27 protein-coding genes, 1 tRNA gene and 1 riboswitch are annotated in these 26,723 nt (G+C 63.6%); of the genes, 13 read left to right on the top strand and 15 right to left on the bottom strand.

Annotated features, from left to right (window positions below; genetic code table 11):
- Nucleotides 1-17: 17 nt before the first annotated feature.
- From QEH68_RS18720 to QEH68_RS18700, 5 genes are all read right to left on the bottom strand, one after another.
- Nucleotides 18-1,175, bottom strand: a complete 1,158-nt coding sequence (locus tag QEH68_RS18720) for a N(5)-(carboxyethyl)ornithine synthase (RefSeq protein ID WP_280624053.1) — start codon at nt 1,173-1,175, stop codon at nt 18-20.
- Nucleotides 1,172-1,306, bottom strand: a complete 135-nt coding sequence (locus tag QEH68_RS18715) for a hypothetical protein (protein ID WP_011776304.1) — start codon at nt 1,304-1,306, stop codon at nt 1,172-1,174. The genes QEH68_RS18720 and QEH68_RS18715 overlap by 4 nt, the downstream gene beginning before the upstream one ends.
- Before the next feature lie 91 nt (nt 1,307-1,397).
- Nucleotides 1,398-1,859 (bottom strand): nuclear transport factor 2 family protein, encoded by a 462-nt coding sequence (locus QEH68_RS18710; RefSeq protein ID WP_207595185.1) that lies wholly within the window; start codon nt 1,857-1,859, stop codon nt 1,398-1,400.
- A gap of 158 nt (nt 1,860-2,017) precedes the next feature.
- Nucleotides 2,018-2,088 (bottom strand) — tRNA-Gly (locus QEH68_RS18705).
- 79 nt (nt 2,089-2,167) lie between these two features.
- A complete protein-coding gene (locus tag QEH68_RS18700; RefSeq protein WP_280624041.1) occupies nt 2,168-3,646 on the bottom strand; it encodes a M15 family metallopeptidase in 1,479 nt (492 codons plus the stop codon).
- Nucleotides 3,647-3,893: 247 nt separating this feature from the next.
- Between QEH68_RS18700 and QEH68_RS18695 the strand changes: the two genes are divergently transcribed.
- The gene (locus QEH68_RS18695; protein WP_089596431.1) at nt 3,894-4,337 is read left to right on the top strand and encodes a hypothetical protein; all 444 of its coding nucleotides are present in this window, start codon (nt 3,894-3,896) and stop codon (nt 4,335-4,337) included.
- A gap of 35 nt (nt 4,338-4,372) precedes the next feature.
- Here QEH68_RS18695 and QEH68_RS18690 read toward each other — a convergent pair whose 3' ends face one another.
- Nucleotides 4,373-6,403 (bottom strand): CAP domain-containing protein, encoded by a 2,031-nt coding sequence (locus QEH68_RS18690; RefSeq protein ID WP_280624039.1) that lies wholly within the window; start codon nt 6,401-6,403, stop codon nt 4,373-4,375.
- Between the two features lie 140 nt (nt 6,404-6,543).
- Here QEH68_RS18690 and dcd point away from each other — a divergent pair, with 140 nt between their 5' ends.
- Nucleotides 6,544-7,119: a dCTP deaminase gene (dcd, locus tag QEH68_RS18685; RefSeq protein ID WP_011776299.1), complete on the top strand. Its 576-nt coding sequence runs from the start codon at nt 6,544-6,546 to the stop codon at nt 7,117-7,119.
- Between the two features lie 237 nt (nt 7,120-7,356).
- Here dcd and QEH68_RS18680 read toward each other — a convergent pair whose 3' ends face one another.
- Complete coding sequence (locus QEH68_RS18680) at nt 7,357-7,479, bottom strand: hypothetical protein (RefSeq protein ID WP_280624037.1); 123 nt, start codon at nt 7,477-7,479, stop codon at nt 7,357-7,359.
- A gap of 171 nt (nt 7,480-7,650) precedes the next feature.
- Here QEH68_RS18680 and QEH68_RS18675 point away from each other — a divergent pair, with 171 nt between their 5' ends.
- Nucleotides 7,651-8,256, top strand: coding sequence for a hypothetical protein (locus tag QEH68_RS18675; RefSeq protein ID WP_280624035.1), 606 nt, complete (start codon nt 7,651-7,653; stop codon nt 8,254-8,256).
- 172 nt (nt 8,257-8,428) lie between these two features.
- On the opposite strand, the gene QEH68_RS18670 is transcribed toward QEH68_RS18675, so the two are convergent.
- The 3 genes from QEH68_RS18670 to QEH68_RS18660 form a co-directional block, all read right to left on the bottom strand.
- Entirely contained in the window at nt 8,429-9,628 is a 1,200-nt protein-coding gene (locus QEH68_RS18670; RefSeq protein WP_207595182.1) for a cation:proton antiporter, read from the bottom strand.
- A 5-nt stretch (nt 9,629-9,633) separates the two neighbouring features.
- A complete protein-coding gene (locus tag QEH68_RS18665; protein WP_207595181.1) occupies nt 9,634-10,116 on the bottom strand; it encodes a cation:proton antiporter regulatory subunit in 483 nt (160 codons plus the stop codon).
- Nucleotides 10,117-10,182: 66 nt separating this feature from the next.
- The gene (locus QEH68_RS18660) at nt 10,183-11,586 is read right to left on the bottom strand and encodes an MFS transporter (RefSeq protein WP_280624030.1); all 1,404 of its coding nucleotides are present in this window, start codon (nt 11,584-11,586) and stop codon (nt 10,183-10,185) included.
- A 200-nt stretch (nt 11,587-11,786) separates the two neighbouring features.
- Between QEH68_RS18660 and QEH68_RS18655 the strand changes: the two genes are divergently transcribed.
- From QEH68_RS18655 to mnhG, 6 genes are read left to right on the top strand one after another with little or no spacing between them, the layout of a single operon-like run.
- Nucleotides 11,787-14,795, top strand: a complete 3,009-nt coding sequence (locus QEH68_RS18655; RefSeq protein WP_280624028.1) for a Na+/H+ antiporter subunit A — start codon at nt 11,787-11,789, stop codon at nt 14,793-14,795.
- Nucleotides 14,792-15,292 carry a Na(+)/H(+) antiporter subunit C gene (locus tag QEH68_RS18650; protein ID WP_207595178.1) on the top strand — a complete coding sequence of 167 codons (501 nt, stop codon included), beginning with the start codon at nt 14,792-14,794 and terminating at the stop codon, nt 15,290-15,292. The genes QEH68_RS18655 and QEH68_RS18650 overlap by 4 nt, the downstream gene beginning before the upstream one ends.
- Nucleotides 15,289-16,872, top strand: coding sequence for a Na+/H+ antiporter subunit D (locus tag QEH68_RS18645; protein ID WP_207595177.1), 1,584 nt, complete (start codon nt 15,289-15,291; stop codon nt 16,870-16,872). Before QEH68_RS18650 ends, QEH68_RS18645 begins: the two co-directional genes overlap by 4 nt.
- On the top strand, nt 16,869-17,435 hold the full coding sequence (locus tag QEH68_RS18640; protein ID WP_280624025.1) for a Na+/H+ antiporter subunit E: 567 nt from the start codon (nt 16,869-16,871) through the stop codon (nt 17,433-17,435). The genes QEH68_RS18645 and QEH68_RS18640 overlap by 4 nt, the downstream gene beginning before the upstream one ends.
- Nucleotides 17,432-17,710, top strand: coding sequence for a monovalent cation/H+ antiporter complex subunit F (locus tag QEH68_RS18635; RefSeq protein WP_089596423.1), 279 nt, complete (start codon nt 17,432-17,434; stop codon nt 17,708-17,710). Before QEH68_RS18640 ends, QEH68_RS18635 begins: the two co-directional genes overlap by 4 nt.
- Nucleotides 17,700-18,092: a monovalent cation/H(+) antiporter subunit G gene (gene mnhG, locus QEH68_RS18630; RefSeq protein WP_089596422.1), complete on the top strand. Its 393-nt coding sequence runs from the start codon at nt 17,700-17,702 to the stop codon at nt 18,090-18,092. The genes QEH68_RS18635 and mnhG overlap by 11 nt, the downstream gene beginning before the upstream one ends.
- A gap of 98 nt (nt 18,093-18,190) precedes the next feature.
- Here the strand turns inward: mnhG and QEH68_RS18625 are convergent, their stop codons facing one another.
- Together QEH68_RS18625 and QEH68_RS18620 are read right to left on the bottom strand one after the other, a co-directional pair.
- Entirely contained in the window at nt 18,191-18,451 is a 261-nt protein-coding gene (locus tag QEH68_RS18625) for a DUF4235 domain-containing protein (RefSeq protein ID WP_089596421.1), read from the bottom strand.
- Between the two features lie 36 nt (nt 18,452-18,487).
- Nucleotides 18,488-19,186, bottom strand: a complete 699-nt coding sequence (locus tag QEH68_RS18620) for an NUDIX domain-containing protein (protein ID WP_280624021.1) — start codon at nt 19,184-19,186, stop codon at nt 18,488-18,490.
- A gap of 228 nt (nt 19,187-19,414) precedes the next feature.
- A riboswitch (TPP riboswitch) is annotated at nt 19,415-19,551 on the top strand.
- Nucleotides 19,552-19,627: 76 nt separating this feature from the next.
- On the opposite strand from QEH68_RS18620, the gene QEH68_RS18615 reads away from it, so the two are divergent.
- Genes QEH68_RS18615 through QEH68_RS18605 form a run of 3 tightly spaced genes read left to right on the top strand, consistent with a single transcriptional unit; the run spans nt 19,628 to nt 22,634 of the window.
- Nucleotides 19,628-20,248 (top strand): ECF transporter S component, encoded by a 621-nt coding sequence (locus tag QEH68_RS18615; protein WP_280624019.1) that lies wholly within the window; start codon nt 19,628-19,630, stop codon nt 20,246-20,248.
- Nucleotides 20,248-21,843: an ABC transporter ATP-binding protein gene (locus QEH68_RS18610; protein WP_280624017.1), complete on the top strand. Its 1,596-nt coding sequence runs from the start codon at nt 20,248-20,250 to the stop codon at nt 21,841-21,843. The genes QEH68_RS18615 and QEH68_RS18610 overlap by 1 nt, the downstream gene beginning before the upstream one ends.
- Nucleotides 21,840-22,634, top strand: coding sequence for an energy-coupling factor transporter transmembrane component T (locus tag QEH68_RS18605; protein WP_280624015.1), 795 nt, complete (start codon nt 21,840-21,842; stop codon nt 22,632-22,634). The genes QEH68_RS18610 and QEH68_RS18605 overlap by 4 nt, the downstream gene beginning before the upstream one ends.
- Here the strand turns inward: QEH68_RS18605 and QEH68_RS18600 are convergent.
- Both QEH68_RS18600 and QEH68_RS18595 read right to left on the bottom strand, forming a co-directional pair.
- Complete coding sequence (locus QEH68_RS18600) at nt 22,631-23,230, bottom strand: GNAT family N-acetyltransferase (protein WP_207595172.1); 600 nt, start codon at nt 23,228-23,230, stop codon at nt 22,631-22,633. The genes QEH68_RS18605 and QEH68_RS18600 overlap by 4 nt on opposite strands.
- A 51-nt stretch (nt 23,231-23,281) precedes the next feature.
- A complete protein-coding gene (locus QEH68_RS18595) occupies nt 23,282-25,396 on the bottom strand; it encodes a penicillin acylase family protein (protein WP_280624012.1) in 2,115 nt (704 codons plus the stop codon).
- A 101-nt stretch (nt 25,397-25,497) separates the two neighbouring features.
- Here QEH68_RS18595 and QEH68_RS18590 point away from each other — a divergent pair, with 101 nt between their 5' ends.
- Entirely contained in the window at nt 25,498-26,232 is a 735-nt protein-coding gene (locus QEH68_RS18590; protein WP_280624010.1) for a siderophore-interacting protein, read from the top strand.
- Nucleotides 26,233-26,265: 33 nt separating this feature from the next.
- On the opposite strand, the gene QEH68_RS18585 is transcribed toward QEH68_RS18590, so the two are convergent.
- Nucleotides 26,266-26,616, bottom strand: a complete 351-nt coding sequence (locus QEH68_RS18585; protein ID WP_157731925.1) for a hypothetical protein — start codon at nt 26,614-26,616, stop codon at nt 26,266-26,268.
- Between the last annotated feature and the right edge of the window lie 107 nt (nt 26,617-26,723).

Raw genomic sequence — 26,723 nt, 5'->3', positions numbered from 1 at the left:
CTTCCTGGTGGGCGTCTTTATGCCGTTGGCAAGTGCGGGTACTCCGCTGAGCGTCCTTGGAATTCCAGGACATCCGGGTTGCGGATGACGCCGTCGCGGATTTCGATGGCCCGCGAGATGGTCTCGTTGGCATCCCATCCGGCCGGGCCGGCCGCAACAGTGTCCAGGAAAGGAAGCAAGGCTTCGCTGATTTCCCAGCTGGCTGAGTTCCAGAGATACGACGGACTGTGGTCCACGGCGTAGTAGTTGACGTGCCCGCCCACACGGAACATGGGTTCGTCGAAGGTGGTGGTGCGTGCCCAGCTGAACCCCATTCCTTCGTCGCAGGAAACGTCCACAATCAGGCTGTCAGCCCGGAATTCCGTCAAATCCTCCGTGCGGAGGTACGTCAGCGGGGCGTTGGGGTCCTGAAGAGTGCAATTGACCACGATGTCCGCGGCGGCCAGGAACGGCGCCAAGGGCTTGCGCCCCTTGTCCGTGATGACTTCGCTGAGGAAAGGTGCGTTGCTGTCATGATCGAACTGCACAATCCGCACCGAGTGAATGGGTGACCCGACGGCGGCGACGCCACGGTTGGTCAGGACCTGGACGTCGTGGACGCCGTGGGCATTCAGTGCAGTGACGGCACCACGCGCAGTGGCCCCGAAGCCAATGACGACGGCGCTCAGCCGGCGGCCGTAGTCGCCCGTGGAACCCGTGAGTGCCAAGGCATGAAGCACAGAGCAGTACCCGGCGAGCTCGTTGTTCTTGTGGAAAACATGCAGGCCGAAGCCACCGTCGCCTGCCCAGTGATTCATGGCCTCAAACGCGATGAGCGTGAGCTTCTTGTCGATGGCCAGTTGCGTGATGGCCCGGTCCTGGACACAGTGCGGCCAGCCCCACAGCGTTTGGCCGTCGCGGAGTTCGGCCAAGTCCTGGGCCTGCGGCTTGGGCAGGAGGATGACGTCGCTGCCGGCGATCAATTCCTGGCGTGTACCGAGCCCACCCACCAGCGATTCCAGCGTGCTGTCAGAGACGCCGAACCGCTCGCCGTAGCCGAATTCAAACCTGAGCTGTTGGCGCACGTCCGGATCGATGCGCTCCAGATGCTGGGGATGGATGGGGAGGCGGCGCTCATTGGGCTTCAGCGAGGAAGCGAGGACGCCTATGCTCAGCTGGGCGGTTGGCGCGGTCACTTCTTGTTGCCGGTAGAGGGCTTTGCGGCCTCGGTGGCGGAGGACTCGGAAGCCCTCTTATCCGCACGTTTTTCCTTGATGGATTTACTGGATTTCTTTGATGCGGTTTGGCGCGGTGATTTGTCGCCCATGATTGCTCCCTAGAGCGGAACCGAAATGGCTCCTGACTCCTGACGATACACCTCGCACGGAAAAGCAGTGGCCGCGGTCACTGCCCTTGGGTCACTGCGCCGGCTCGGCCGCCGGACGGCCATGGGTGACGCGGTGGGTCACACGATCGGCGGTATCGTCCAGTGCTGCCGTCTTTTCCACCGGTTCCAAATAGAAACGCGCGCTGCTGATGATGCCCTCGTCCACGCCGAAGATGATGACGCCCGTCATTTCGTGCGGCGTACCATCGCGCCACGCACCCTTCAGGTGCAGCTCGGTCCAGATGGAGCTGCCGTTGACGCTGTGCGAGAGGAGATGCGCCTTGATGTCCGGAACACCCGTGAAAAGTTGCTCCCAATTGCTGCGGATGGTGTCCCGCCCAGTGAAGCCCCTGGTGGGATGCGCCGGCGTTTCGTTGACGTAGCCCGGCGCAAAGCAGGCTGCCAGGCCTTCCAGATCGTGCTTGTTCGTGGCTTCCAGCAGGCGGTTGATGACGGCGAGCGGGCCCGCCTCACCAGCGTCGGTGAGAGTCATTGGAGGACCTCCCGGATAGGTGGATGTACGTATGAGTTTAGGCTCGGGAGACCCTCCGGTCGACGGGTGCGCGGCCCTGTTTGGTGAGTATCGCCGTCGTGCATTTGGGTCCCTGGACGCAAAGAAACCCCGGATCGTGGGATCCGGGGTTTTCCTTGAGCGGGCGACGGGAATCGAACCCGCGTATCGAGCTTGGGAAGCTAGCGCTCTACCATTGAGCTACGCCCGCGCTGCCCGGGAATTTTCGCCCCGAGCGAGTCCTAGCTTAGCGCAGTTGTGGGGCTGCTCATGACAGGCGCGTCGGCCGCCTACTTGAACAGTTTCAGGCCGTTCCATCCGGAACCCACCTGACGGTACGTTGTCCACTGTCCCCGGCCCAGGCCGTAGTTGTACAGGTTGCCGTCGGCGGTCTGTGCAGTGATGCCGCGGGTGCCCGCGCCAGTCAGCCCAAAGCTGGGGGCCAAGACGCGCATGTACTGCCAGCCGGTGCCCACGGTGGTGGCCGGTCCGTAGAAGCCTGCCCACCCGTCACCGCGGTAATTAATCAGGGCACCGGAACCTGTCCTGGCCAGGATGTCGTTGGCGCCGTCGCCTTCCCAGTCGGCGATGGTCAGTTCCATGCCGTTCCAGCCCTTGCCAATGATTTGCGGTGCGCTCAGCGCACCACCAAAGGTGTTGGGGTAGTAGCGCAGCACACCGTCCGGGAAGTATCCGACGACGCCGGGCCGGCCATGCTTGTGCGTCCACTTACCCACGGTGATGGTCATACGCTCCCAGCCGCCGTTGCCCACCACAACCTGGTTGGCGAATCCACCGCCCGGAAGACCTCGATAGACCCCCAGGACGCCGTTGTTCCACTGCGCCAGGATGTCGTAGACACCGTCGATGTCCCAGTCCACCACGAAAGCCTGCTTCAAGCCGGTCCAGCCCGAACCGATCTGGACTGCACCCGCGTAGCCGCCGGCCGCCGTCGCGGGGTAGCGCAAAAGACGGCCCGACGAGTCGGCAGCCACCAGGTCGGCGCCGGACTTGATGCTTGCTGCGGCGGCGGTGTTGCCCGCAAAGTAGTGCTCCAGCGTCGGGAACCCGCGCCGGTTCATGTCGGTGGCCAAGGCTACGCCCACGTAGCGCAAATGCCACGGTTCGTAGCTGTAGCCCGTGGTGCCCGTGTAACCGTTGGGGTAGCGGACTATGAAACCGTATTTATGGGCATTCGCAGCTACCCATTTACCGGCCGCGGTATCGCCGAAGCAGGTGCTCAGGCCACAGCTGCCGGCTGCGTTGCCGATGTCCATGGCGAGCCCTGTCTGGTGCTCGCTGTATCCGGGGCGGGCCGAAATAGTGTCCGCGTAGGCCTGGCCATAAGCATTGACATAGCCCCAATACACCTGGTTTTGGGTTGCGTAGGACCGGTAGCCGCTCACGACCGACAAGCCGCCCGTGCCTGCGTCTGCCGCCCCCTGGAACAAGCCGTTGAGCCACGCCGCAGCTTCCGCACGCATGTACTGGCCCGAGCCACGTGCGTTGACAAGGTCCGACGGCGCGTAGCTCGCCGGATTCAGCGGCCGCGATTTGTTGACCAGGACCGAAATGTTGGCAGGGTCACCGATGGGGTCAACGCTCGGCAACGGGTTCGCTGTGGCGGGGACCTTTGTGGTTGCTGCTGTTTTTGCTGCAGAAATTACCGTCGGTCCTGCCGCCGTGGCGGGAACCGCCGTGACAACTCCGCCAGCCACTGCCACGGCGAGGAAAACCGCGCACGCAGCCACCCGTCGTCGTGCCTTCACTGCAAAAGCTTGATGTCCCAGAACCCGCATAACGCCCCCAAATCGGTTTTAGCCAGCCTCGGGAACTCTACCCCGAGGTGCCATGCTCTGTCAGTCGTAACTTTGTGAAGGGCCAGATAACCATTCGGTCAAGGCTCGCCGCTTATATGCCCCAGTGCCGCGCGTGCTGACTATTCTGAAGGTGTTAGCTGCAGCGTATGGGGAACCGGGCTAAGACATATCGAACCGTACGCCGAAAGAGGTTTCCGTGGCATTTGCAGACTACGAAGTGGTGATCAGCCGGGACGCCATGACCGTGTACGGATTCCTCATGGACGGGATGAACAACTCCCTGTGGCGGTCCGGGATCCGCAGCATCTCACTGCGATCAGGTCTCCGCGGCCACAAAGGCGCGCTCTACCAGCAGACCATCAATGGTCCGGGCGGCCGCCCCATCGCTGCCGATTTCCAGATCACCGAAGCCCGGCCAGGAGCGGAAGTGCGCTTCGCCGTCGTTGCGGGACCCGCACGTCCTACCGGCGGCTACTACCTCAGCACCGAAGGCCAAACCACCCGGCTCAGGTTCGCCCTTGAATACCACCCCAAGGGACTGCAGAAACTGATGAACGGCATGATCCAGAAAACAATGGAAAGCGAAGTTGCCCAGTTGGAGCAGCTGAAGACCGTGATGGAGTCACGCTCGGTGGTGTGAGCGCGACTGATTTTTCTGCTCTTTTGTCTGGCCGGCTATTGGGCGAGCTTGTAGCCGGTCCAGCCGCCACCCACCGCTATGGGCGTCGTCAGCCTTCCTGAGGTGAGGTCCCAGTACTCCAGGACTCCGTTGGTGCCCAGGCCCGCAACGCCGGTGGTGTTGGCCCCCGTGACGCCCCGCAAGGAACGCAGTCCGGAGTAATCCGTCCATGCTGCGCCCACAATGGGCCGGGCTTCCTGCTTGGGCGTAGCCAGACCGCTGCCCCGGTACAGGCGCAAGGAACCATTGGGCTCAACGGTGAGCAGATCCTGGAAACCATCCGCGTTGTAATCCACCATGCTGAGCCGGACGGCCTTGTTTCCCGTGCCGATCGCGGCCTGCGACCGGATGTACGTCATCCCTGCGTTTTTGTAGAGCCACAGCCCGCCGGATGCGTCCATCGCGACAATCTGGGGCAGCCGGTTGTTGGCGCACCAGTTTCCCACAGCAATGTTCAAAGACTGCCAGCCGTGGCCGAGCACTCCCGGCGAACCGAAGCCGCCCGACGGCCTCCCCGGATACACCAGGAGTGCCCCGTCGGTGCGCTGTGAAATGAGGTCGAAGACCCCGTCGCGGTCCCAATCGCTGACGAACAGTTCCTTGAGCCCCGTGAAACCGATGCCGATCTTGCGGGCTGCGCCGTACTTCGCGTTCCCCAAGGAAGCGTAGGAATACACCGTTCCGTCCGCCGCGATGGAGACGAGATCTGCGGCACTCCTGATGGAAGCGGAGCTGAGATTGACCGTGGGCGGCTGGTATTTGTCGCCCGGCTGGCATGCTCCGATGGGATCCGTGGGAGGGGTGACGGTTCCGCCGGGTGCATTTGTGGTTCCGGCCGGCAGCGAGGTGTAACCAAAGAAATTCACCACACCCCACAGCGTGTAGCGGTTGGGCGTGGTCTGCCAGTTGCCGTCCGTGTAGGTGATACCGATGCCCATGACGTTGAACCGGGGATCACGCAGCAGCGCATCATGCCCTGGGGACCCCTTCCACCACTCCACCAACTGCGCGGCGTCACGGTCCCAGCGGACAGCAATGACCTCACCTGCGCCGTTGTTCGGATTCAGCGCACGCGGATCGGTCCAGAAATTGGCGCGGTGTTGGATCACTTCCCGGGTCGCGATGTTGTTCGACCAATCCTGGGCAAGGCTCGCTACTGTCGCGTGGTACTTCACAGGGGCCAGGCCCAGGGATGCGCGGTAGCTGTTGATCGCGTTGAACACCGTCAGGATTGCGGCGGTGTTGCTGTCCGGGAGGAGGGCAAGGGCGCCGTTGTCCGGATCTGTCTCACCGCTGGGGGCTTTGCCTGGGAAGGGGGTTGTTGGTGTGGGGGACGGGGTTGGCGCCGTGGGTGCGGCGGGGGCCGTCTGGAGTGGTACTGGTGTCGGCGTGACCGTGGGTGATGCGGACGCTGTCGGGGCCGCGGTGGCCGATGGGGACGGCGACGCCGTGGGGTTGGCCGTCTGGGTTGGGGTCACCGACGGCGTCGGGGTGGCTGTAGGCGATGCCGACGGCGTTGGGCTGGCTGGCTGCGAGGGCGTACCTGAGGGGAGCGGGCCCATGGCAGGTGCTGACGGGGACGGAGCCGCCGACGATGAGGACTGCGGGGGCGCCGGCTCCACGGGATCGGGAACGGTGGGTTCCGTGGCGCCCGGGATTTCCGGGTTTTCCGGGGTCGTGCCTTCCGTGGACGGGCCATCCGGGCCCCAGGAAGGCCCGATGTTCGGTACCGGAGGCGGTGTCTCGATCACCGGATCTACCGCGATGGGTCTACCCGGCATCGGGCTTTCTGTTTCAGTGTCCGGGGTGGGCACTGTCGTGGGGTCCACGACGTCGCCAACCGCGGGGGTATCCGCGGAAGGTGCGGCGTCCGGCGTCGTGCTTGACTCAGGTGCCGTCAGACCGGACTCGACGCTGGAGGAGGGGGTGGTGCTGCCGCTGGGACCCGCGTCCGTGGCCGGCAGGATCTGGCTGGAGGCGGCGACGCAAAGGGCCAGCGCCCCGGCCAGCACAATGGAAGCCGGCACTGCCAGTTTTTTCACAATTACCCCGCGAATACTCGTTGCCCCCAGGTACGGGCGCGGTTCTACATGTCCGGGAACTATAGTCCCACGGGGCCGCCCGGACAATGCATGGGGACTTGGACGCATGGGGTATTTTTGATGCTGTGCTGATCTCTGACCGCGACATACGTGCCGAAATAGACTCCCAACGGATTGTTCTTGAGCCGTACGACCCCGCGATGGTGCAGCCGTCTTCCGTGGACGTCCGGATTGACCGGTTCTTCCGGTTGTTCGACAACCACAAATATGCCCACATCGACCCCGCCGAGGAACAGCCCGAGCTGACCCGGTTGGTGGAGGTGGAAGGCGACGAGCCCTTCATCCTGCACCCGGGCGAGTTCGTCCTGGGCTCCACGTACGAAACAGTCAGCCTCGCCGACGACATTGCTGCCCGCCTTGAAGGCAAATCGTCCTTGGGCCGGCTCGGCCTGCTGACGCACTCCACCGCCGGCTTCATCGACCCCGGATTCTCGGGGCACGTGACGTTGGAACTCTCCAATGTTGCCACCCTGCCCATCAAGCTCTGGCCCGGGATGAAGATCGGCCAGCTGTGCTTCTTCCGGCTGACGTCCTCGGCCGAGCACCCCTACGGTTCCGGTGAATACGGAAACCGTTACCAGGGCCAGCGCGGACCCACCGCCAGCCGCAGCCACCAGAACTTCCACCGGACGTCCATCTAGCTTCGGCTGCCCCCTCTGTCCGCGCCGAGGGGTGAGCTCTCGCCTCTTTGGCTTGCGTCGAGGGGTTAGCTCTCGCCTCTTTGGGTGGCTTTTTCGGTCGAGACGTCGCCCCTCGATGAGGCCTTCTCAGCTCCACTAGTCCTCCACACTGTGGGTAACCTCTCAGCGCATCTTCAACCATGCCAACAATGGCTGATGAGGATTTCCACGCCCCTCCCGATCGAGATCCGGGGCCGTTCATTCACGCTCGCCGAGCAGCGGGCGGCTGGCATCCCGGATCATCGTGCCTGGAATAACGATCTTCGCGTTGCCAGCAGGGGAGTCCGGGTTCCTTGGGGCGAGCAACAGGACCCTGCGCACACTGCCCGCCTCCTTACCGTCATAACTGAGGGAGCCATCTGTTGTCGGGAGACAGCTGCGATGCTGTGGGGATGCCCTTTGCCGTGGGACGGCCAGCAGGATTTCCTGGTTCATCTGACGAGGTCCGACGGCGCCTTTCGGCCTCAACGCCGGGGGGTCAAGGGACATCGAATGGTGCTCTCTGTGTCGGACATCAGTTCTGTGGGCGGGATTCCCGTGACCGGCCCCGCCCGCACGTGGCTGGACCTAGCTGCGGTGCTGGCCTTCGAGGACTTGGTCGCTGCCGCCGACTACTTCATCTGCAGTCAAACCCGAAGCTTCGGTCATAACAGGATTCCCCTCTGCTCTGCTGAGGATCTCAAAGCACAAGTCGATCGACATGCCGGCACGCGTGGCATTCGGAAGGCGCGTGCAGCGCTGGAGTTGACCCGCGTAGGCGCCGACTCTGTCCCCGAGACGAGGCTGCGACTGGCCATGGGTCGCGACTTCCTGCCGGAACCTGTCCTGAGCTACGTGGTGCGTGATCCTTCGGGCCGCGAAGTGGCGTGGCCGGATCTCGCCTACCCCGACTTCAAAGTGGCGATCAATTACGACGGCGGCCATCACCTAAGCGCCGTTCAGAAGGAGTCCGACATCCGACGCGAGGCGGCGCTCGCGGCAAACGGCTGGATCTCTGTCGTTGTTACCGCCGAGCATGTAAGGGAACGCGGCTACGACGGCGTTGTCCGCCGCATCCGCGAGGCGCTGGTACGGGGTGGATGGCCATCGAGGGGTTAGGTCTCGACCCTTTGGGTGGGCCTTTTCGGGCGAGATGTCGCCCCTCGGCGCAGGGGAGGGTGGAAGTTGGGGGCGTTAGGTGTTGAGGGGTTAGGTCTCGACCCTTTGGGTGGGCCTTTTCGGGCGAGACGTCGCCCCTCGGCGCAGGGGAGGGTGGAAGTTGGGGGCGTTGCTAGGCTGGGGCGCGCTCCGGGGTCCGGGGCGGGGCGCCAGGGGTTCGCCGGAGGGCCTTGACCACTGGTTCCACGAAGCGGGCGGCCAGCGGACCCAGGATGGCCATGATGAGGACGTAGGCCGTGGCGAGTGCGGCGAGTTCGTCGGGAACTGCCCCCGAAGCGACGGCCAATCCCGCGATGACGATGGAGAACTCGCCGCGGGCGATCAAGGCGGCCCCTGCACGGAAGCGGCCGGGCACAGCAATTCCGGCGCGTTTGGCGGCCCAGAAACCCGTGAGCATTTTGGTTGCTGCCGTGACGACGGCCAGAACAAGCGCCCAGCCGAGGACAGGCGGAATCGACGTGGGATCGGTGTTGAGTCCGAACGCCACGAAGAAAATTGCCGCGAAAAGGTCCCGCAGTGGCTCAAGGATTCGAGTGGCATTGTGGGCCGTTGCGCCGGAGATGGCGATGCCCAACATAAACGCGCCAACGGCCGCGGAGACCTGAAGTGCAGAAGCGATGCCGGCTACCAGAAGCGCCAGCCCCAGAACGTTCAGCAGGAACACCTCGGAGTTCTCGCTATGAACTGCCTGAGAGACGCGGTGGCCGTGCCTGAGTGCGATGACCAACACCACGGTGACAACGGCAAGGGCAATGCCTACAGTCTGCAGTCCGCCCAGGAAACCAACCCCGGCAAGGATGGCGGTGAGGATGGGGAGGTAGATGGCCATGGCCAGGTCTTCGAAAACGAGGATGGAGAGAACCACGGGCGTTTCGCGGTTACCAATCCGGCCCAGGTCGGTGATGACCTTGGCCGCGATGCCTGACGAGGAGATATAGGTAACGCCACCCATGACGATGGCGCCTACCAATCCCCAACCGAGAAGGACGGCCAATCCCGCCCCCGGCAGGAAGTTGAAGACAAAATCCATGACACCGGCTTGCCATGATCGCCGGAGCCCCGTAACCAGCTCGGAGGCCGTATATTCCAATCCGAGCATCAGCAGCAGGAGAATGACGCCAATTTCGCCGGAAAGATGGGCGAACTCGTGCATGCCGTCCAGCTTGACGAACCCGCCGGCGCCGAAGGCCAGTCCACCCACGAGGTAGAGAGGGATGGGGGACATGCCGATTCGGCCCGCTAGTCGAGCCAAGAGGCCGAGGCAGAAGACGACGGCCCCCAGTTCAACGAGGGCTAATGCGAGCGGGTCCATCCCGCTCAGCCGTTGCGAAGGATGTCGGCTGCCGAGTCAAGCCCTTCCTGGGTGCCGACCGCTACGAGCAAATCGCCGGTGTGAAGTACGACGTCGGGTGCGGGCGAGGCGACAACCTCGCCTTCGCGCATGATTGCGACGATGGAGACACCACTGCGGGTGCGGATCTGCGCCTTGCCCATGGGCTGGTTGACGAATGGCGAATCAGGAGTGATGGAGAACTGGCGGGTGACAATGCCGGGTATCTCGCGATGCTCTTCTGCCAAGCGCATGGCAATGTGCTGGCCGCCCAAGAGGTTCCCCAACGTTGACGCTTCGTCGGCAGTCAAGGGAATGGACGCCTGGCACGTGTCAGGATCGTCCCACGTCGAGACGAAAAGCTCTGTTTCGCCTTCCCGCAGCTCTACTACACCGATGCGGCGGCCCGAAGCCGTGACGAAATCCTTGCGGACCCCAAGGCCCGGGAGTTCGGTCTCATCCACGTTCATAGCTCCACCCTAAACTGTCCTGAACCGGTCCGGTACGGCCCTCGCACTTCAGCCGGTCCTTAGTAGTTAACGCTCAGGGACCACAGCTATTTCCACTTTCGCCGGCGGCTTGACCGGCAGGATCACCAGGAGGCCGGCCAGCAGGACCACCATGATTCCGAGGATGCCCCAACGTTGGGCTTCGCCCTCGGCAACCAAGGGAGAGGCGGTGGCGATGCACAGGGTGAAGAGGGTGGGGGCCAGGAAGCTGACCGCCCGCCCGGTGGTGGCGTACAAGCCGAAGAGTTCGCCGGCCTCGCCTTCCGGTGCAAGCCTGGCCAGGTAGGCCCGCGAGGACGATTGCGCAGGGCCTACGAACAGGCAAAGCAGCAGGCCGAAGACCCAGAAGGTGTTGCTCCCTGGCCATTCGTTACCGAGGAAGACGTAGTCGCCGTTGCCCAGCACCAGGATGAAGGTGCCGGCGATGAGGAGGCCGACCAAAGACAGGACGATCACGGTTTTGGGTCCGATCCTGTCATCTAGGAAGCCGCCGATGATGGCCCCGACGGCAGCGACCACGTTGCCGAAGATGGCGAAGAAGATGACTTCCTTGAGTTCGAAACCGAACGTCCCTGCAGCAATGACACCGCCGAAGGTGAACACAGCAGCGAGGCCATCGCGGAAGATTGCGCTGGAAAGCAGGAAGTAGATGGTGTGGGGGCTGGTCCGGTAGATGGCGCCGATACGGCGGATCAGTAACTTGTAGGAGGCCAGGAACCCCAAAGAAGCGGTGGCCTTCCTCGCCGGAACTTCAGGGACGGCGAACATCACTGGCAGGGCAAAGATGAAGAACCACAGCGCAGAGAAGACCGCCACGAGCCTGATGTTGAGGGAGTCCTGTGTTGAGGCACCAAACCAGTCGAAGGACGGCTGGACGAACAGTTGCAGAACCAGCAGAAGGGCTACGATTCCGCCAAGGTATCCCATGGCCCAGCCAAAGCCGCTGACCTTGCCGATGTTCTTGGGTGTGGAGATCTGGGCCAGCATGGCGTTGTAGTTGACGCCGGCGAACTCAAAGAAAACGTTGCCCAGTGCGATGAGGCAAACGCCCAGCAACAGGAACTCGGGCTGGGGAAAGACAAAGAAGCAGAGCGCAGTGAGCACGGCGGTGGCGGCTGTGTTGACCCCGAGCCACAGCTTGCGCCGGCCGCCGGCGTCCGAACGCTGCCCGGTGACCGGAGCGAGCAGGGCAATGGCCAGGCCCGCGATGGCCAGGGCAGCACCCAGCGCAGCCGAGGCAGCGTCTTCTCCGCCGAAAGCATTGGACGTGAGGTACACCGTGAAAACGAACGTGGTCATGACCGCATTGAATGCAGCCGAGCCCCAGTCCCAGGAAGCCCACGCAAGGATCTGGCCCTTCTTGGAGGCGACAGGTCCTGAGGCGAGCTCGGAGGTCGGTTGGGAGGCTTCGGGAACTGCGGCCGCGTTCATAGCTCGATGCTATAGCGGAGGGGAGAACGGCGGGCGGATGACAGACCGCTATGTGGAGAACAGGGATTGAAACGTAACCTGCAGCCCGCTTCTTTGGCGAAAAACGGTCCGTCCCCCTTGATAAACTGGCTCAACCGAACCCAACGTATGACCGCCTGCTCCAACTTTGACAATTCGTTCCTGACTTTGCGGAGAAAACAGTGATCACAGTTCTCGCCATAACCTTTGCAGCGGCAACTGTGGCGCCATTGATCTTCAGCAAACTCGGCAGGAACGCCTTCTACGTCCTGGCAGCGGTACCGGCGGCGGCCTTCATTTGGCTGGTCTTCCAGTACGGCCCTGTATATTCCGGTGGCGGCATAGAAGAAATCCTTCCGTGGATACCCAGCTTGAAACTGGAGCTGGCCTTCCGCATGGATCCGTTGGCGTGGATCATGTCCCTCCTGATCCTCGGAGTCGGTTCGCTGGTACTGGTCTATTGCGCCCGGTACTTCAAGAACAAGGACGCGGACCTCGGCGGCTTCGGCGCCCAATTGCTGGCCTTCGCCGGAGCCATGTTCGGCTTGGTGACCTCCGATGACCTCCTCATGCTGTTCATCTTCTGGGAGCTCACCACCATCCTGTCCTACCTGCTGATCGGCTACGCACGTACCCGTTTGGCAGCACGCCGCTCCGCACTGCAGGCACTGATGGTCACCACCGCTGGTGGCCTCGCTATGCTCGTTGGCCTCATCATCATGGGCCAGGCAGCGGGAACCTACCGCATCTCGGCTATTTTGGACCAAGCCCCAGCCCTCATGACCGGGCCCATGCAGGGTGCGGTGACGGCCGCCGTCGTACTTATCCTGGCCGGTGCGGTGACAAAATCGGCGCTGGTTCCATTCCACTTCTGGCTGCCGGGCGCCATGGCAGCCCCCACTCCCGTCAGTGCGTACCTGCACGCAGCGGCGATGGTGAAGGCCGGCATCTACATCGTGGCGCGCTTGGCGCCGGGCTTTTCCGAGTCGGAATTCTGGCTGCCGGTTGTCCTGGGGCTCGGGTTGGCCACCATGCTTGTGGGTGGGTACCGGGCCCTCCGGCAGACTGATATCAAGCTCATCCTGGCCTATGGCACCGTCAGCCAACTCGGCTTCCTCACCATGGTGGTGGGGCTCGGACGCCCGGATGCGGCGCTGGCCGGACTCGGGCTGCTCCTTGCCCACGGCTTGTTCAAGGCCGCGCTGTTCCTGGTGGTTGGCATCATTGACCACCAGTCAGGAACGCGCGATATCCGCAAGCTTTCCGGCGTCTTCCGCTCATCCCGCGCCCTTGGAGTAGTGGCAGCGATCGCCGCAGCGTCCATGGCCGGAGTGCCTCCTTTGGCTGGCTTCGTTGCCAAGGAATCAGTCTTCGAAGCATTCGTTCACTACGGCACGGGCAATGACGCACCTGCCTGGGGCGTCTGGATTCTGGTGGGCCTGGTGATCGGGTCCATCCTGACGTTCGCCTACAGCGCCCGGTTCATGTGGGGCGCGTTCGCCAGCAAACCGGGCGTTGACCCTACGCCGTTCAAACCCATTAAGCCCGCGTTCCTGGCCGCGCCTGCCATCTTGAGCCTGCTCACCATTGCCTACGGAGTGTGGCCGGCCCCTGTGGACACCTGGATCCAGCCTTATGCGGCGCTGTTCGCCGATAGGCCGGACGCGGTCGACGCCGGGCACCTGGCTTTGTGGCACGGCCTCACCCCTGCACTGGGGCTGACAGCGGTAACGTTCGCGGCAGGCGCTGCGATGTTCTACGGACGCAACATCGTTTCCCGGGCGCAAAGCCTGGTTCCGGACTGGATTGATGGCGACCGGGCATACCAGCACACCATCGGCGCGCTGGACGACATCGCTGTCTGGGTCACTGGCCGTACGCAGCGTGGTTCGCTCTACTTCTACTTGACGGTCATCCTCACCGTCGCCTTCGCTGTACCGCTGGCCGCCTTGATAGCGGCCAACAAGCCGCTGCCGGAAGGCATCTACTTCATCGACCCCAACTCTCCGCTGCAAATGGTTGCCGGAGCGGGAATCGTGGTGGGTGCGTTGGCCGCTGTCCGGGCCAACAAGCGTTTCCTTGCGGTCCTCATGGTGTCGGTGACGGGCTACGGCATTGCCCTCATGTTCGCTTTGCAGGGCGCTCCGGACCTGGCACTGACACAGATGCTGGTGGAGACCATCGTCCTGGTGGCGTTCGTGCTCGCCATGCGCAGCCTGCCGGCAGAGCTCCGGGACAGGACCGGTGGCAGGCTTCGGGTGATCCGCGTGATCATCGGTGCGGCATTCGGCATCACCATGATCTTCGTAGCGATTTACGCCATGGGCGCCCGCGTGGCCACCCCTGTTTCCTTGGACTTCCCCCGGCTGGCGTACGAGGGCGGTGGCGGGCTGAACGTCGTCAACGTGACCTTGGTGGACATTCGCGCCTGGGACACGTTCGGCGAAATTTCAGTCCTCGCCATCGCGGCCACGGGCGTGGCCAGCCTGATCTTCGTCCGCAGCCGCGGCGATCGGATCAAGACCTCGGAGGCCGTGCCGGAAGGCAGCGTGGGGCGCCGCACTGGCGTCGACCGTGACTCCCGGGACGGTGCCACGCTGGCCGTGGCCAAAAAGTTCACTGACGTCAGCCGCGACGCGTGGCTGGTGGCGGGCCGCACCTTGGCTCCGGAACGCCGCTCGATCATCTTCGAAGTGGTGACCAGGCTGATTTTCCACTCGATGATCGTCTTCTCCATCTACCTCCTCCTTGCCGGCCATAACCTTCCGGGCGGCGGTTTCGCCGGTGGCCTCACCGCGGGCCTCGCCCTGACCATCCGGTACCTTGCGGGCGGCCGGTTCGAGTTGAGCGAGGCTGCGACAGTCAGCGCCGGAACTCTCTTGGGGGCGGGACTCGCGACGGCGGCAGCCTCGGGCCTGGTACCGCTCTTCCTCGGCGGACAGGTGTTCCAGAGCGCGATCATCGAGTTCTGGCTGCCGGTCTTCGGAGACGTCAAGTTTGTCACCTCCACCATCTTCGACATCGGCGTGTACATCGTGGTGGTGGGCCTGGCACTCGACGTTCTCCGCAGCCTCGGTGCCGAAATCGATGAACACTTTGAGGGCCAGGGCGCGCCCCTGGCAGAGGAAGACGCCGCCGACCTTGCAGGCGAAGCCGCTGAATCCGCCGCATCCGGGAAAGGTACCGCATGAGCATCAACCTGACCCTGCTGATCGTCATGGGCGTTTTGTACGCCTGCGGCATCTACTTGCTCCTGGAGCGGAGCTTGACGCGCGTGCTGTTGGGCTTGATGTTGCTGGCCAATGCCACCAATATCCTGATCCTGACCACCGGCGGATACGCCGGATTGGCACCCTTGTTCACCAAGGAAACCAGCCCGGACGCCTATAGCGATCCTTTGCCCCAAGCTCTGATCCTCACCTCGATCGTCATTTCCTTCGCCGTGACGGCCTTCATGCTGGGCATCATCTACCGCACGTGGGTCCTGGCGCGGCAGGACGAAATCCAGGATGACCTTGAGGACCGTCGCGTAGCCAAGACGCCCAGCTTCGATGCCGAGGACGACGCCATTGTGCCCTTGGAAACCTCGGAGTTCGCCGTCACCCCTGCCACCACCTCGGACCACACCCACCCCGAAGCAACCGAAACCCCGAGCAAGGCACCGAACCAGGAAGGAGGCAGCGCGTGAATCTCGCAAACCTGTCGCCGCTAGCTGTCCTCCTGCCGATTCTGGGTGCCGCTCTTGCGTTCCTGCTGATCCGGCACCACACCGCGCAGCGTGTGGTGAGCATCGGCATCCTGAGTGCGACGCTGTTGCTCGAGTGCCTCCTGTTGATTTCCGTATGGGACGGCGGGACGACGTCGGTCACCTTGGGCGGATGGCTGCCGCCGTGGGGCGTGGTCCTGGTAGTGGACCAGTTCTCCTCGCTCATGTTGGTTGTCTCCACCGTGGTGAGCCTTGCGGTGTTGATCTACGCCACCGGTCAAGGCATGGCCGACGGCGACCAGGAAGCACCCGTCTCGATCTTCCACCCCACGTACCTGATCCTGGTGGCGGGCGTGTCCAACGCGTTCCTCACCGGTGATCTCTTCAACCTCTACGTAGGGTTCGAGATCCTGCTGACGGCGAGCTATGTGCTCATGACGTTGGGCGGCACGGGGCCGCGCATCCGTGCGGGCGTCACCTATGTGGTGGTGTCAGTGGTGTCATCCGTGTTGTTCCTCATCGCCATCGCCATGATCTACGGGGCCACGGGGACCATTACCATGGCGGACCTTGCCATCAAATTGGCGGAACTGGACCAAGGCACCCAAAACCTCCTCCACGTCATGCTGTTGGTGGCCTTCGGCATCAAGGCCGCCGTGTTCCCGCTGTCCTTCTGGCTCCCTGACTCCTACCCGACGGCACCGGCGCCGGTTACGGCCGTGTTCGCGGGCTTGCTGACCAAAGTAGGTGTCTACGCCATGGTCCGTACGGAAACGCTCTTGTTCCCCGGCGACACCCTGAATGTTCCACTCATGGTGGTGGCATTACTCACCATGGTGGTGGGCATCTTAGGTGCCCTGGCCCAAAGCGATATCAAGCGTCTGTTGTCGTTCACCCTGGTCAGCCACATCGGGTACATGGTGTTTGGCCTGGCCATGAGTTCCGTGGCAGGGTTGGGCGCCGCCGTCTTCTACGTGGCGCACCACATCACCGTGCAGACAAGCCTGTTCCTGGTCACAGGTCTCATAGAACGCAGGGGCGGCAGTTCGTCCATGGACCGGTTGGGTGGTTTGGCCAAGCTTTCCCCGTTACTGGCCTTGCTGTTCTTCGTCCCGGCCATGAACCTCGCAGGTATTCCGCCGTTCTCTGGCTTCCTGGGAAAGTTGGGCCTCCTGCAGGCCGGCGTGGATTTGGGAACACCCTTGGCCATCACGCTGGTGGTGGGTGGCGTGGTCACCAGCCTCCTGACGCTGCTGGCCATCGCCCGCGTGTGGAACAGGGCCTTCTGGCGCAAGCCCGAAGACGCTGAGTATCCGGACCCAGCTCTCCTGAATCCCCGGAACGTGGGCGTCTTGCCGCGGACCATGGTTGGTTCGACGGCGGGACTGGTAGTTTTCGGTGTCGCGCTGACGGTCTTCGCCGGTCCGCTCTTCCAGGTGGCTGACGGTTCCGCAGGAATCATGCTGGATCGTTCGGCCTATATCCACTCGGTCCTGGGCGACTCGGTCGAAGTGCCACCGCTTGGGCCGCCCGAGGAAACACAGACGGGTGATGCCAAATGAGCCGTAAGCCCATTTCGTTCCGCACCGAACTCCCGCTGCTCATTTGGTTGGTCATTGTCTGGGGCGCATTGTGGCGGGACTTCAGTCCCGGAAACCTGCTGTTCGGTGCGCTGATAGCCGTGCTGGTAGCCAAGCTGTTCTACCTTCCACCAGTGGAACTGAGCGGCAGGTTCAACATCCTGCGCGCCGTTCCCTTCGCCCTGATGTTCCTCGCCAAAATGGTGGCAGCGAGCTTCCTGGTGTTGTTCCTGGCCGTGGTCAAGGGACCCAAGGTGCGCAGCGCCGTCGTCGCCGTTCCCTTGCGCAGCCACTCGGACCTGATGGTGACGGCCACGGGGCACGTTATCTCGCTGATTCCGGGCTCGCTGGTGGTGGAGGTGGACCGGTCGACGTCCACGCTTTACCTGCACGCGCTCAATATCTACGAAGAAGCGGACATCGACAAAATTCGCGAGGAAGTCCAGATCATTGAAGCGCGGCTGATCCGGATCATGGGCACGCGCGAAGAAGTAGAAGCCCTCAACGCTGAAGTACGTCCGGGAATGGAAGGGGCAGCACGATGAAGGAGATCATCCTTGTGGTCACGGCGGTGATCCTCAGCCTGGCTGCCGCGGGCGCGATTGTCCGCATCGCGATCGGCCCTTCCCTGCTGGACCGCGTCCTGGCATCGGATGTCTTGCTGGCCATCCTGGGTGCTGCACTGGCGATCGACATGGCGATGAACAGGCACCTCAACAACCTGATGCTGCTGGTAGCCCTCGCGGTGATCGGATTCATCGGATCAGTGACCGTTGCACGTTTCGTGGCTGAACGGAGGGAACAGAACAATGAGTCCTGATGCCACCGGCGTGGATGTCGTGATCGATGCTGTCACCGCAGTTTTCCTGGTGGTGGGAGCCTTGATGTCCTTGGGTGCCGCCATCGGTTTGCTGCGATTCCCGGATCTCATGAGCCGCATGCACGCAGCCACCAAGCCCCAAGTGCTGGGACTGTTCCTCATGCTTGCTGCTATTGGCCTGCAGATGCGAACGTGGTGGGTTTGGCCGGTTCTGCTGGTGGCATGGATTTTCCAGTTGTTGACGGCACCTGTGTCCGCCCATATGGTGGGTCGCTCCGCCTACCGCACCAAACATGGCCACCGCGAGATGCTCACCAAGGACGAACTCGAGGCTGTTGTGCAACGGGCGGCTGCGGGGCAAGAACCCCGCAACGACCGCTAAAAGTCCCGGTCACACCAACGCGGGGTCGCTTTGCGTCCACTGGTTCATTCCATCAAGTGGAGGCAAAGCGACCCCGCGTTGCTGTCTGTGGTTGCGGGCTAGACGATGTCGTGCGACTTAGCGAAACGTGCAATGGCACGCTGTGTGCCACGGCTGGCCAACACCTGAATCAAGGTGCTGACGAAGGCTGAGATCAGCGCAAAAGTCAGTGCTGAACGCAAGCTCGTTTCCATGTCGTCGTTGCCCAGGGGTGGTTTGTTGCCAGTTGCCTTTTCCCACCCTTTGTTGACGAGTTTGGTGCCTACGAAGCCCGCTCCGAGGCTTACTCCGGCACCGATCAGCTTGAAGAAGAGGTTCATGCCCCCAGCCTAGCCGTCCGTGGGCCGACTCCAGAGTCAGCGCCGGCTTTCGCGCTCTTTCAGGAACGCTGCCAAGGACCCAACAGGGGCCAGCACGGGAACAACGGGGTGCTCTGCCGACCAGGCAGCATCCACGGAATCAAACTCAGCGATTTCCTTGAGCAGGTAATAGGTGGGCGGCATCAGCTTCAGGGTCCCGGCCGCTTCCGCTTCCAGGATTCCGTGTACTGGCATCCACAACGATTGCCAGGCCTCCGTGGTTTGATGCTGCGGCTCGGCTCCCGGGGAAGGCCTGGCAACGTAGAAGTAGGTGTCAAAGCGCTTCGGCATGTCCGTAGGCGTGATCCAGTTGGCCCAAGGGCGGAGATCCGCGGCACTGATGCTGAGCCCGGACTCCTCCTGGACTTCGCGGATTGCGGCGGTGAGGACCGTCCCTGCGTTGGTTTCGGCCTGCGTTGAGGTGGCGCCGGTGGCGATGGAACTCGAACGCCAGGCGGCAGTGTGGCGTTGAAGCAGGTCCGCTGGGTAGTCCCAGCCTGACTCGTCCGCAGCATCCACCCGGCCGCCCGGGAAGACCACCATTCCGGCGGCGAAGTCCATGGTGCTGACCCGGTGCTGGACGAACGCCTCTATCCCGCCCGGGGCATCACGGAGCAGGATGACACTGGCAGCAAGCCGGGGCTCGGATATGGTGCCCTCGCCGGCAGGGTGATCCTGAATGGGTAGGTCCGTCATGAAAGTGCCCCTTTGCCGCGGTCGAGTCTGCTGGATCATTCTCTCAGGTCTCGTTGTGGGGCCGGGTGTACAGGCCAAAACCGGCGCGAGGGGTGCAGAGCGGGCCCCGCAACGCACGCAACCCCACGCACGGGCCCCCCGATCGCCCGATTGTGACCACCGGCCGGCATCGGACAGTCGCCCACAACACGGGCAGGTGTAAACTGAACCAGCCCATCAGGGCAGATTTGATAACGACAGGGGAGCGCCGCCGTCGGACCTTGCAGAGATGCAGGAGACGCGAGGGCGCTGAGAGTGCGGACAGCCGCAGACCCTCGAACCTGATCCGGTTAGTACCGGCGCAAGGGAGTCGAGCTTCTCAGAGTGTCCGGATCCAGGCGGCGCAGGCCGATGGGAAATCCGGGGAGCACTTTCCCCTCCTGTAACCTCAGGAGGCAGAAAATGACCACGGTAAACGTGAAGAAGACCAGTTATAACTGGCGTGTTGTAGACATCGTTGTGGCGGCCTTGATCGCCATCGCAGGCGGCGTGATCTTCTGGGCCTGGTCCCAGGGCGCCGCTCTGGTATCCATCCCCATGAACGCGACGTATCCGCCGCTCACCGGCCTGATCGCCGGTGGCTGGATGATCCCCGCAGTCCTGGGAATGCTCATTATCCGCAAACCGGGCGCAGCGTTGTTCTGCGAAGCTGTCGCGGCCACCGGTGAGCTGATTATGGGTTCCCAATACGGCACCACCGTCCTGATTTCCGGTGTCCTGCAGGGTCTGGGCGCAGAGCTCATCTTCGCCGCCTTCCGGTACAAGAAGTTCAACCTGCCCACGGCCCTCCTCGCCGGTGCCGGTGCGGGCCTCTTCTGCGGCCTGAACGACTCCTTCCTCCCGTGGGGCTGGAACATCGCCTACGAGGCAATGGACAAACTGGCGTACATCACTTTCACCACCATCTCGGGTGCCATCATCGCCGGCGCCCTGTCCTGGGTTGCCACCCGCGGCTTGGCTAAAACCGGCGTCCTGAGCTCCTTCGCATCGCGCAAGGCCGCGTCGGAGCCCGTCTTCAGCTGATGCCCGCCACGCAGAGCGGGAACAAGAACAGCAGCCCGGTGAGGCCTGCCGCCATCTCCGCCGAGGGCTGGGGTTGGCGGCATGCCGGCAGGTCCGCTCCCGCCATACATGGGCTTGACCTCCGGATTGAACCGGGCGAGCGGGTGCTGCTGCTGGGGCCTTCGGGCGCCGGCAAGTCGACGCTGCTGCACGCCCTCGCCGGTGTGCTGGGTGACGAGGAAGACGACTCGGACGAGTCCGGTTCACTGCTGATCGACGGCGTCGCGCCCCGGGAGCAGCGTGGCCGCGCCGGGCTGATGCAGCAGGACCCGGAAACGCAAGTGGTCTTGTCGCGGGTTGGCGACGACGTTGCCTTTGGTGCCGAGAACCTTGCTGTGCCCCGGGACGAGATTTGGTCCCGCGTCCATGAAGCGCTCGACGACGTCGGGTTGCGTACCGCCGCGGGCGGCGGTTTGGCGTTGGATCACCCGACGGCGGCGCTTTCCGGGGGGCAGAAGCAGCGCCTTGCTCTGGCGGGCATTTTGGCGATGCGACCCGGCTTGGTCCTTTTGGACGAACCGACGGCCAATCTGGATCCGGCAGGCGTGCTGGAGGTACGTGACGCGGTGAAGCGTTGCCTGGACAAGACCGGCGCAACGCTGGTGGTGGTGGAGCACCGTGTGTCGGTGTGGAAGGACTTGGTGGACAGGATCGTGGTCCTGCAGCCGGGTGCCCTGGCGGCGGCGGGAACGGGCCAGGCAACGGGCGGGGTCCTTTTGGACGGCCCGCCGGACAAGGTCCTGTCCGAGGCCCGCACCCTGTTGATGGCTGCCGGCGTTTGGGTGCCGGGGTACGTACCGGCCACCCGCCAACGACGCAGCCAAGCCCATACCGCCCCACTGCTCCTTGCGGCCCAGGACCTCGCAGTTTCCCGGGAAAAGCCGCGGCGCAAGGGCTTCAAGACCATCCCGCCCGTCCCGGTTCAAACGGGAATCACCGCGCAGGTCAGGGCCGGCCAAGCACTGACCATCACTGGAGCCAACGGAGCTGGAAAGTCCACGTTCGCGCTCACGTTGGCCGGCCTTTTAGCGCCGGTGGACGGTACAGTGAGTGCCGCCGTCGAGCTTTCCAAAGGGGCCGGTATTGACCCGTTCAAGTGGAAAGCAGACCAGCTGATTTCACGGATCGGGACGGTGTTCCAGGAGCCGGAGCACCAGTTCGTCACGGGCAAGGTCCTGGACGAGCTCATGTTTGGGCCCAGGCATTTAGGCCACGGCGAAGAACGGGTGGAAGAACTGTTGGAGCGGCTGCGGCTGACGCATTTGGTGGACGCCAACCCCTACACCCTTTCCGGCGGTGAGAAGCGGCGGCTCTCGGTGGCCACCGTGCTTGCCGCGCACCCCGAAGTCCTGGTGCTCGATGAACCTACGTTCGGCCAGGACGCCAACACGTGGGCGGAGTTGGCGTCGTTCCTTTCAGAGTTGCTGGACGCCGGAACGGCTGTGGTCTCCGTGACCCACGACCAGGAATTCAGTGCAGTGCTCGGCGGAACGGAGCTGCGGCTCGGCCCGGTGCAGCACGGTGAAGCCACGCATCAGGAAGCTGGTGCAGCATGAGGGATGCACTGAACCTCCGCGGGAATCGTGCCCTGCTGACCCGAGCCAACCCCTTGGCAAAGTTCGTGTCCGTGTTTCTGATTTCCCTGGTGCTGGCCCTGTCCATCGACTGGGTATCGGCGTCCACGGCGTTGGTTGCGGAGCTGGCGTTGTTTCCGTTGGCCGGGCTTACGTTCAGGCTTCTGTGGCAGCGCGCCTGGCCGCTGATCATCGCCGCTGCGATCGGCGGCTGGAGTACCGCGATTGTGGCGGCGGACAGCGGCGCTGTACTGCTCGACGTCGGACTCTGGTCCATCAGCGAAGGTTCCCTTGAGCTGGGGCTGGGTTTCATGCTGCGCGGTTTGGCGATCGCGTTACCGGCAATCCTGCTGATGACCTGCACGGATCCCACTGATTTGGCAGATGCGCTGGCCCAGAAGGCCAAGTTGCCGCACCGCTTTGTCCTGGGATCCTTGGCTGCCATGAGGTTGGTTGGGCTCATGGCAGAGGAGTGGCAGACCATCGGCATGGCCCGCCGTGCCCGCGGAGTCGGTTCCCAGGGCAGTCCGTTCCAACGGCTGAAGGCCACGCTGGGCCAGAGCTTTGGGCTCTTGGTCCAAGCCGTGAGGAGGGCTTCGCGGCTGGCAGTCACCATGGAAGCGCGCGGCTTCGGCGGCGGTCAACGGACCTGGGCGCGCGAATCCACGTATTCGCTTCTGGACGCCTCGGTGGTCCTTGGCGGTGTGGTCATCGCTGCGGGTGCAGTCCTGACGGCACTCGGCGCTGGAACGTGGAGCTTCGTCTGGCGTTAGGGAGCCTGCTGTTCCTGGATCTCGTCGAAGCCTGCCCGGGTCAGGAATCCGAGTTGGGCTTCCTTCTCGGCAAGCTGGATGATGGGTCCCAACTCGAAGCATGTCGCCTCCAAACGGCGCAGGGCCTTGGCGTTGCGTGAGTCCGGCTCCACCACGATCCGGTCCTTGCCGGGCAGGCTGAACATGTACTTGATCAGTGCTGTGCCGAGCCTCGGCGTGAAGTGCGGGATGGGCCGGGTGGCCGGGGCCAGGAGCAAATGCATGCCAATGTCAGCCTCGCGTGCGGGGTAGGCCTCGCCCACGGGGTCGTGCAGTGGTTCGTAGGTCTGGAAAAGGGCCAGCGGTTCGCCATCAAGGACGGCCAGGAACGCGTGGTGGGTCTCCAGGGAATCAAGGAATTCGTAGATCCCCTGGACTTCTTCGCGGGAATTCTCCATCATTCCCCAAAACCTGGCGCGGGGCTGGGTGACCCATTCGAAGATGAGGTCGATGTCCTCGGCGGGAACAAGCGGAACAAGCCGCAGCGCGCCCCATCCTTCGAGGTCTTCGGAGTAGACGGTGGTACGGACAGAGAAGTCCTGGGTGGCGGTGGTCATGGCTTCCTTCGGGGCTGATGCGTGACTGATGGGATGCGGGAGCAGGATGAGTCAGGGATTGTCTTTGATCAATTCAGGCCAGTCAGTGACTACCGGGGCGAGTTCCCCTGCAGTCCAGAGCGGGAGTTGGTCGGCAAAGTGTTGGTGGCCGGGCGTACCGGAGGCACCGAAGGGCACGATCCAGCGGCTGTTGCGCCGCTCGGACAAGTCCCAGATGTAGCGGGCCACTGGACCACGGAAGCTTCGGTCGTCAACACCGGGGAGGCTCTCGGTGCAGAGCACACAGCCCGTATCTCCGCTGAGGGCCACGGTGGGTGCCGCTGACGCGAGTGGGCCGGGGAGGACATGGACGGCCAACAATGTGTGCCGGTCGCCCCAGGAGCGCAGCCCGGACTGCTTCAACGCAGCGTCCTCAAGCGCTGTGGCGGCTTCTGTATCGACGCTGATGCCGAGTTCTGAGCCTCGCACCAGCAGGGTCTCAAGCGCAAAGCCGATCCGGGATGCCACTGACAACCACGGTCCGAACAAGGGCGAGTAGCCCGTTGGCTCGTTCAAGGGGGCAAATGCGGGATGGTTTGCCAGGCGCTGGACCAATGAGCCCCGCCACTCCGCAAACACTGCGGCGTGATGGCTCCCGGCATCCATGTGGCCGTCCCACTCCAGCAGCAGCGAACGCAGTCCCGCGGCTTCCCGGGACAATTCATCAGCGTCCAGGCCTGACAACACCGACCGGAACAACGGCCACGGACCCAGGAGCGTGTCCGTATGGATAGCCTGCATGTCATTCACGGACAACGGCCCCGGAGCCGACTCTAGCAACCCACGGATGCGCAACGCCCGATGCGCGGGGGCGAACTCCATGGCCACGGCGTCGCCACCTCCCGCCGCGCGGTCGTTCGCGCTCACGGCGTACTGCTCCACCTCCGTGCGGGGCAGGATGACGTACTGACCGTCCCACTCATGACGGGCTGAAAAGGCCGGGGCAGGCAACCTCCTGTTGGCGGGATTGCGCTGCGGAACAAGACCGGCAACAAAGTGCCGCACTGCTCCGGACGTGTCCCCGGCCACCACGCTGTTGACGGGCTCCACCCAGGCGTCGAACGCCGCTTCCACCTCGGAGACGCTCCGGCTCCGAAGCAGCGGCAGGAGGGCCTCAAAACCAAGCCGCCCCTCAACGCGGGCAGGGAAGCGCAAACTCAGCGCCTCGCCGTCGGGCGCTTCAGAGATCACGGAACCTCGCGCGGTCTCGATGACCTCCACGGTGACCGGCTCACCGTCGCGGACGGTGATGGTTTGGGCACTCACGACGGCGGTTTCCCAACCTGCCGCTCCGCGCGCCTCGACGCGTTCCCCTGTGGCGTCCGTGACCCGGCGCAGTTCTTCCTCGAAGAGATCCTGGTAGTCGGCCATGGCGTTGGTGATGGCCCAAGCGGTATGCCCGGTGTGGGCGAAATGCGGGAGGCCGGGGACACCCGGGAACGCGAAACCGATGGCGTCGAAGTCCGGGCAGGCAAGCCGTATCTGCTGGTACACGCCGGGGAGTTCCATGAGGCGGTGGGGGTCGCCGGCGATCAGCGGGAGGCCGCTCGCCGTCGTCGAGCCGTGCGCGGCCCAGGCGTTGCTTCCTGACCAGACGGGAGCCTCGATGCTGAACAGGCTCACGGCGTCGTCGCCCAATGTCCGCGCGATGTGGGCCCTGAACAGTTTGTTGGGGAACGTGGAGAAGAGGATGTGATGGACCAGGAAGACGCCCAGCGGCGTCCACGGGTTCCATGGCTCCGGCGTGCAGGCGGACTCGTCGAATTCGGGGCCGCCGCGGAGTCCGTCTGCCAGCGCTTGGTTGATGCCGGCCACGTACTGTCCGCACCAACGCTGAGTCTCGGCGTCGAGGTTCTCGAAGCAGCGGCGCGCGGTGTCATCCAGCCGGGCTTGCCGTGCGAACCGGTCCCAGACCACAACGTCGGCACCCAGGACCTCAGCTGTGCGGCCCTCGGAGCGCCACCGTTCCAGCTCGATCTGCCAGGAGCGGTCAGTGGCTGCGTTCATGCCTTGGAGGAAGGCGAGATCGTCGGCGGAATCCGCCCACAAATGGGGGATTCCCCACTGATCACGGTAGGTTCCGGGGCCGCCTGCCGGGGCGGAAAGGTGCGTCGGGGCAGGCGTCATAATCTCTGGCCGCTTTCGAGCTTAGGTTAGGCTTACTTAAGCTCAAGATAAATGGCTTTGGCCCCGTTCACAAATCGTGGCCGTTCGTGAAGGAGTGTTGCTTGAAGCGCAATTGGGAAGGCGTCGTGCTCAAAGTCATGGGCGCCAAGGATTTCACGCTGGAAGTCACGGGGAAGGAAGAAATCACTCCGGACTTCCTCCGCGTGCACGTGCGCGACGGTGGACTGCTGGAGCGAAGCGGGCTGCATCCCACCATGTGGATCCGGCTGTGGTTCGATGATTCCGGAAAGGCGCATCAGCGTGCCTACACCCTGGTCAACGCTTCCCCTGCGGACGGCACATTCAGCATGGACTTCGCGATGCACCACGGGGTTGCCGCCGACTGGGCCCGCTCCGTCCAGGCCGGCGACACCATCGACGCCACCGTGCAGGGCAGTTCCTTCACGTTCCCGCAGCCCGCTCCGCGCCGGATGTGGGTAGTGGGCGATCCCGCCTCCATCCCGGCCATCAACTCGCTGCTGGACGAGCGGGAAGTTACGGCCGCGGGCTCGGCTCCGGTGACCGCCTGGCTTGAATACCAGCACGACGCCGACCCCTCGATTGAGGTGCGGACGTCAGGGTCCGACGTCGTCAGCTGGGTTCCGCGCAAACGCGACGGTGCCGCATTGGTTGACGAAGTCTGCGATGCGCTCACTGCGGAGACTGTGTCCGTGGATCACGACTTCTTCTGGATCGCCTGCGAAGCCTCCAGCACCCGCGCAATCGTGAAACACCTGCGGAAGACGCTGGGCGTGGACAAGCGCCGGATCGATGCCCTGGGATACTGGCGCGTCTAGAACAGCGCGGCGTTCGTGTCGCGGTGCCTGGCGCTACTCGCGCCAGTTGAGGAAGCCCTTTTTTCCCTCCGGCGGGGTGAGGACTACGTCCCGGCCATACTTCTTTTGTGCGTCAGCGCCGAAGAAGGCATCCGGGACGATGCGGATTGCCTTGGCTACTTTCCCGTCCTTAAGGAAGACGAACAACGCGGGGGACGCCGTGTAGCGGTTCTCCTTGGTCAGAGGCTCGCCGAAGGCTGCTTCGATGTCCTTGGCCGGCGTTCCCTCCGTTACGAAACCCGCCTGGTCCCACTCGAAGTCCGTGGCATCAGCCAGTTTCAAGGCCGTCCCGTTCTTCGCGGACTCGAGCACCTGGCTGTTGAGCTTCTCATTCGATTCGGGCATGACGGATCCTCCTAGTGAACAGGCGGCCAAGGCGCAGGCCAGGATGGCAGTGAGCAAGCCTGCGACGGCGGCGCGGCCAGCAAGGGTGGCGCGGCCAGCGACGGTGA

It is taken from the genome of Paenarthrobacter sp. OM7, from assembly GCF_029873575.1.
GTDB lineage: Bacteria > Actinomycetota > Actinomycetes > Actinomycetales > Micrococcaceae > Arthrobacter.
Note: the sequence above shows the minus strand (reverse complement) of the source record. Positions and strands in the feature narration are given on the sequence as shown.

Excerpts from the sequence above, each read along its gene's own strand:
- QEH68_RS18715 (WP_011776304.1), bottom strand. The coding sequence starts at position 1,306 with ATGGGCGACAAATCACCGCGCCAAACCGCATCAAAGAAATCCAGTAAA.
- QEH68_RS18710 (WP_207595185.1), bottom strand. The coding sequence starts at position 1,859 with ATGACTCTCACCGACGCTGGTGAGGCGGGCCCGCTCGCCGTCATCAAC.
- QEH68_RS18675 (WP_280624035.1), top strand. The coding sequence starts at position 7,651 with ATGGTGCTCTCTGTGTCGGACATCAGTTCTGTGGGCGGGATTCCCGTG.
- QEH68_RS18670 (WP_207595182.1), bottom strand. The coding sequence starts at position 9,628 with ATGGACCCGCTCGCATTAGCCCTCGTTGAACTGGGGGCCGTCGTCTTC.
- QEH68_RS18665 (WP_207595181.1), bottom strand. The coding sequence starts at position 10,116 with ATGAACGTGGATGAGACCGAACTCCCGGGCCTTGGGGTCCGCAAGGAT.
- QEH68_RS18660 (WP_280624030.1), bottom strand. The coding sequence starts at position 11,586 with ATGAACGCGGCCGCAGTTCCCGAAGCCTCCCAACCGACCTCCGAGCTC.
- QEH68_RS18650 (WP_207595178.1), top strand. The coding sequence starts at position 14,792 with ATGAGCATCAACCTGACCCTGCTGATCGTCATGGGCGTTTTGTACGCC.
- QEH68_RS18640 (WP_280624025.1), top strand. The coding sequence starts at position 16,869 with ATGAGCCGTAAGCCCATTTCGTTCCGCACCGAACTCCCGCTGCTCATT.
- QEH68_RS18635 (WP_089596423.1), top strand. The coding sequence starts at position 17,432 with ATGAAGGAGATCATCCTTGTGGTCACGGCGGTGATCCTCAGCCTGGCT.
- mnhG (WP_089596422.1), top strand. The coding sequence starts at position 17,700 with ATGAGTCCTGATGCCACCGGCGTGGATGTCGTGATCGATGCTGTCACC.
- QEH68_RS18625 (WP_089596421.1), bottom strand. The coding sequence starts at position 18,451 with ATGAACCTCTTCTTCAAGCTGATCGGTGCCGGAGTAAGCCTCGGAGCG.
- QEH68_RS18620 (WP_280624021.1), bottom strand. The coding sequence starts at position 19,186 with ATGACGGACCTACCCATTCAGGATCACCCTGCCGGCGAGGGCACCATA.
- QEH68_RS18615 (WP_280624019.1), top strand. The coding sequence starts at position 19,628 with ATGACCACGGTAAACGTGAAGAAGACCAGTTATAACTGGCGTGTTGTA.
- QEH68_RS18610 (WP_280624017.1), top strand. The coding sequence starts at position 20,248 with ATGCCCGCCACGCAGAGCGGGAACAAGAACAGCAGCCCGGTGAGGCCT.
- QEH68_RS18605 (WP_280624015.1), top strand. The coding sequence starts at position 21,840 with ATGAGGGATGCACTGAACCTCCGCGGGAATCGTGCCCTGCTGACCCGA.
- QEH68_RS18600 (WP_207595172.1), bottom strand. The coding sequence starts at position 23,230 with ATGACCACCGCCACCCAGGACTTCTCTGTCCGTACCACCGTCTACTCC.
- QEH68_RS18595 (WP_280624012.1), bottom strand. The coding sequence starts at position 25,396 with ATGACGCCTGCCCCGACGCACCTTTCCGCCCCGGCAGGCGGCCCCGGA.
- QEH68_RS18585 (WP_157731925.1), bottom strand. The coding sequence starts at position 26,616 with ATGCCCGAATCGAATGAGAAGCTCAACAGCCAGGTGCTCGAGTCCGCG.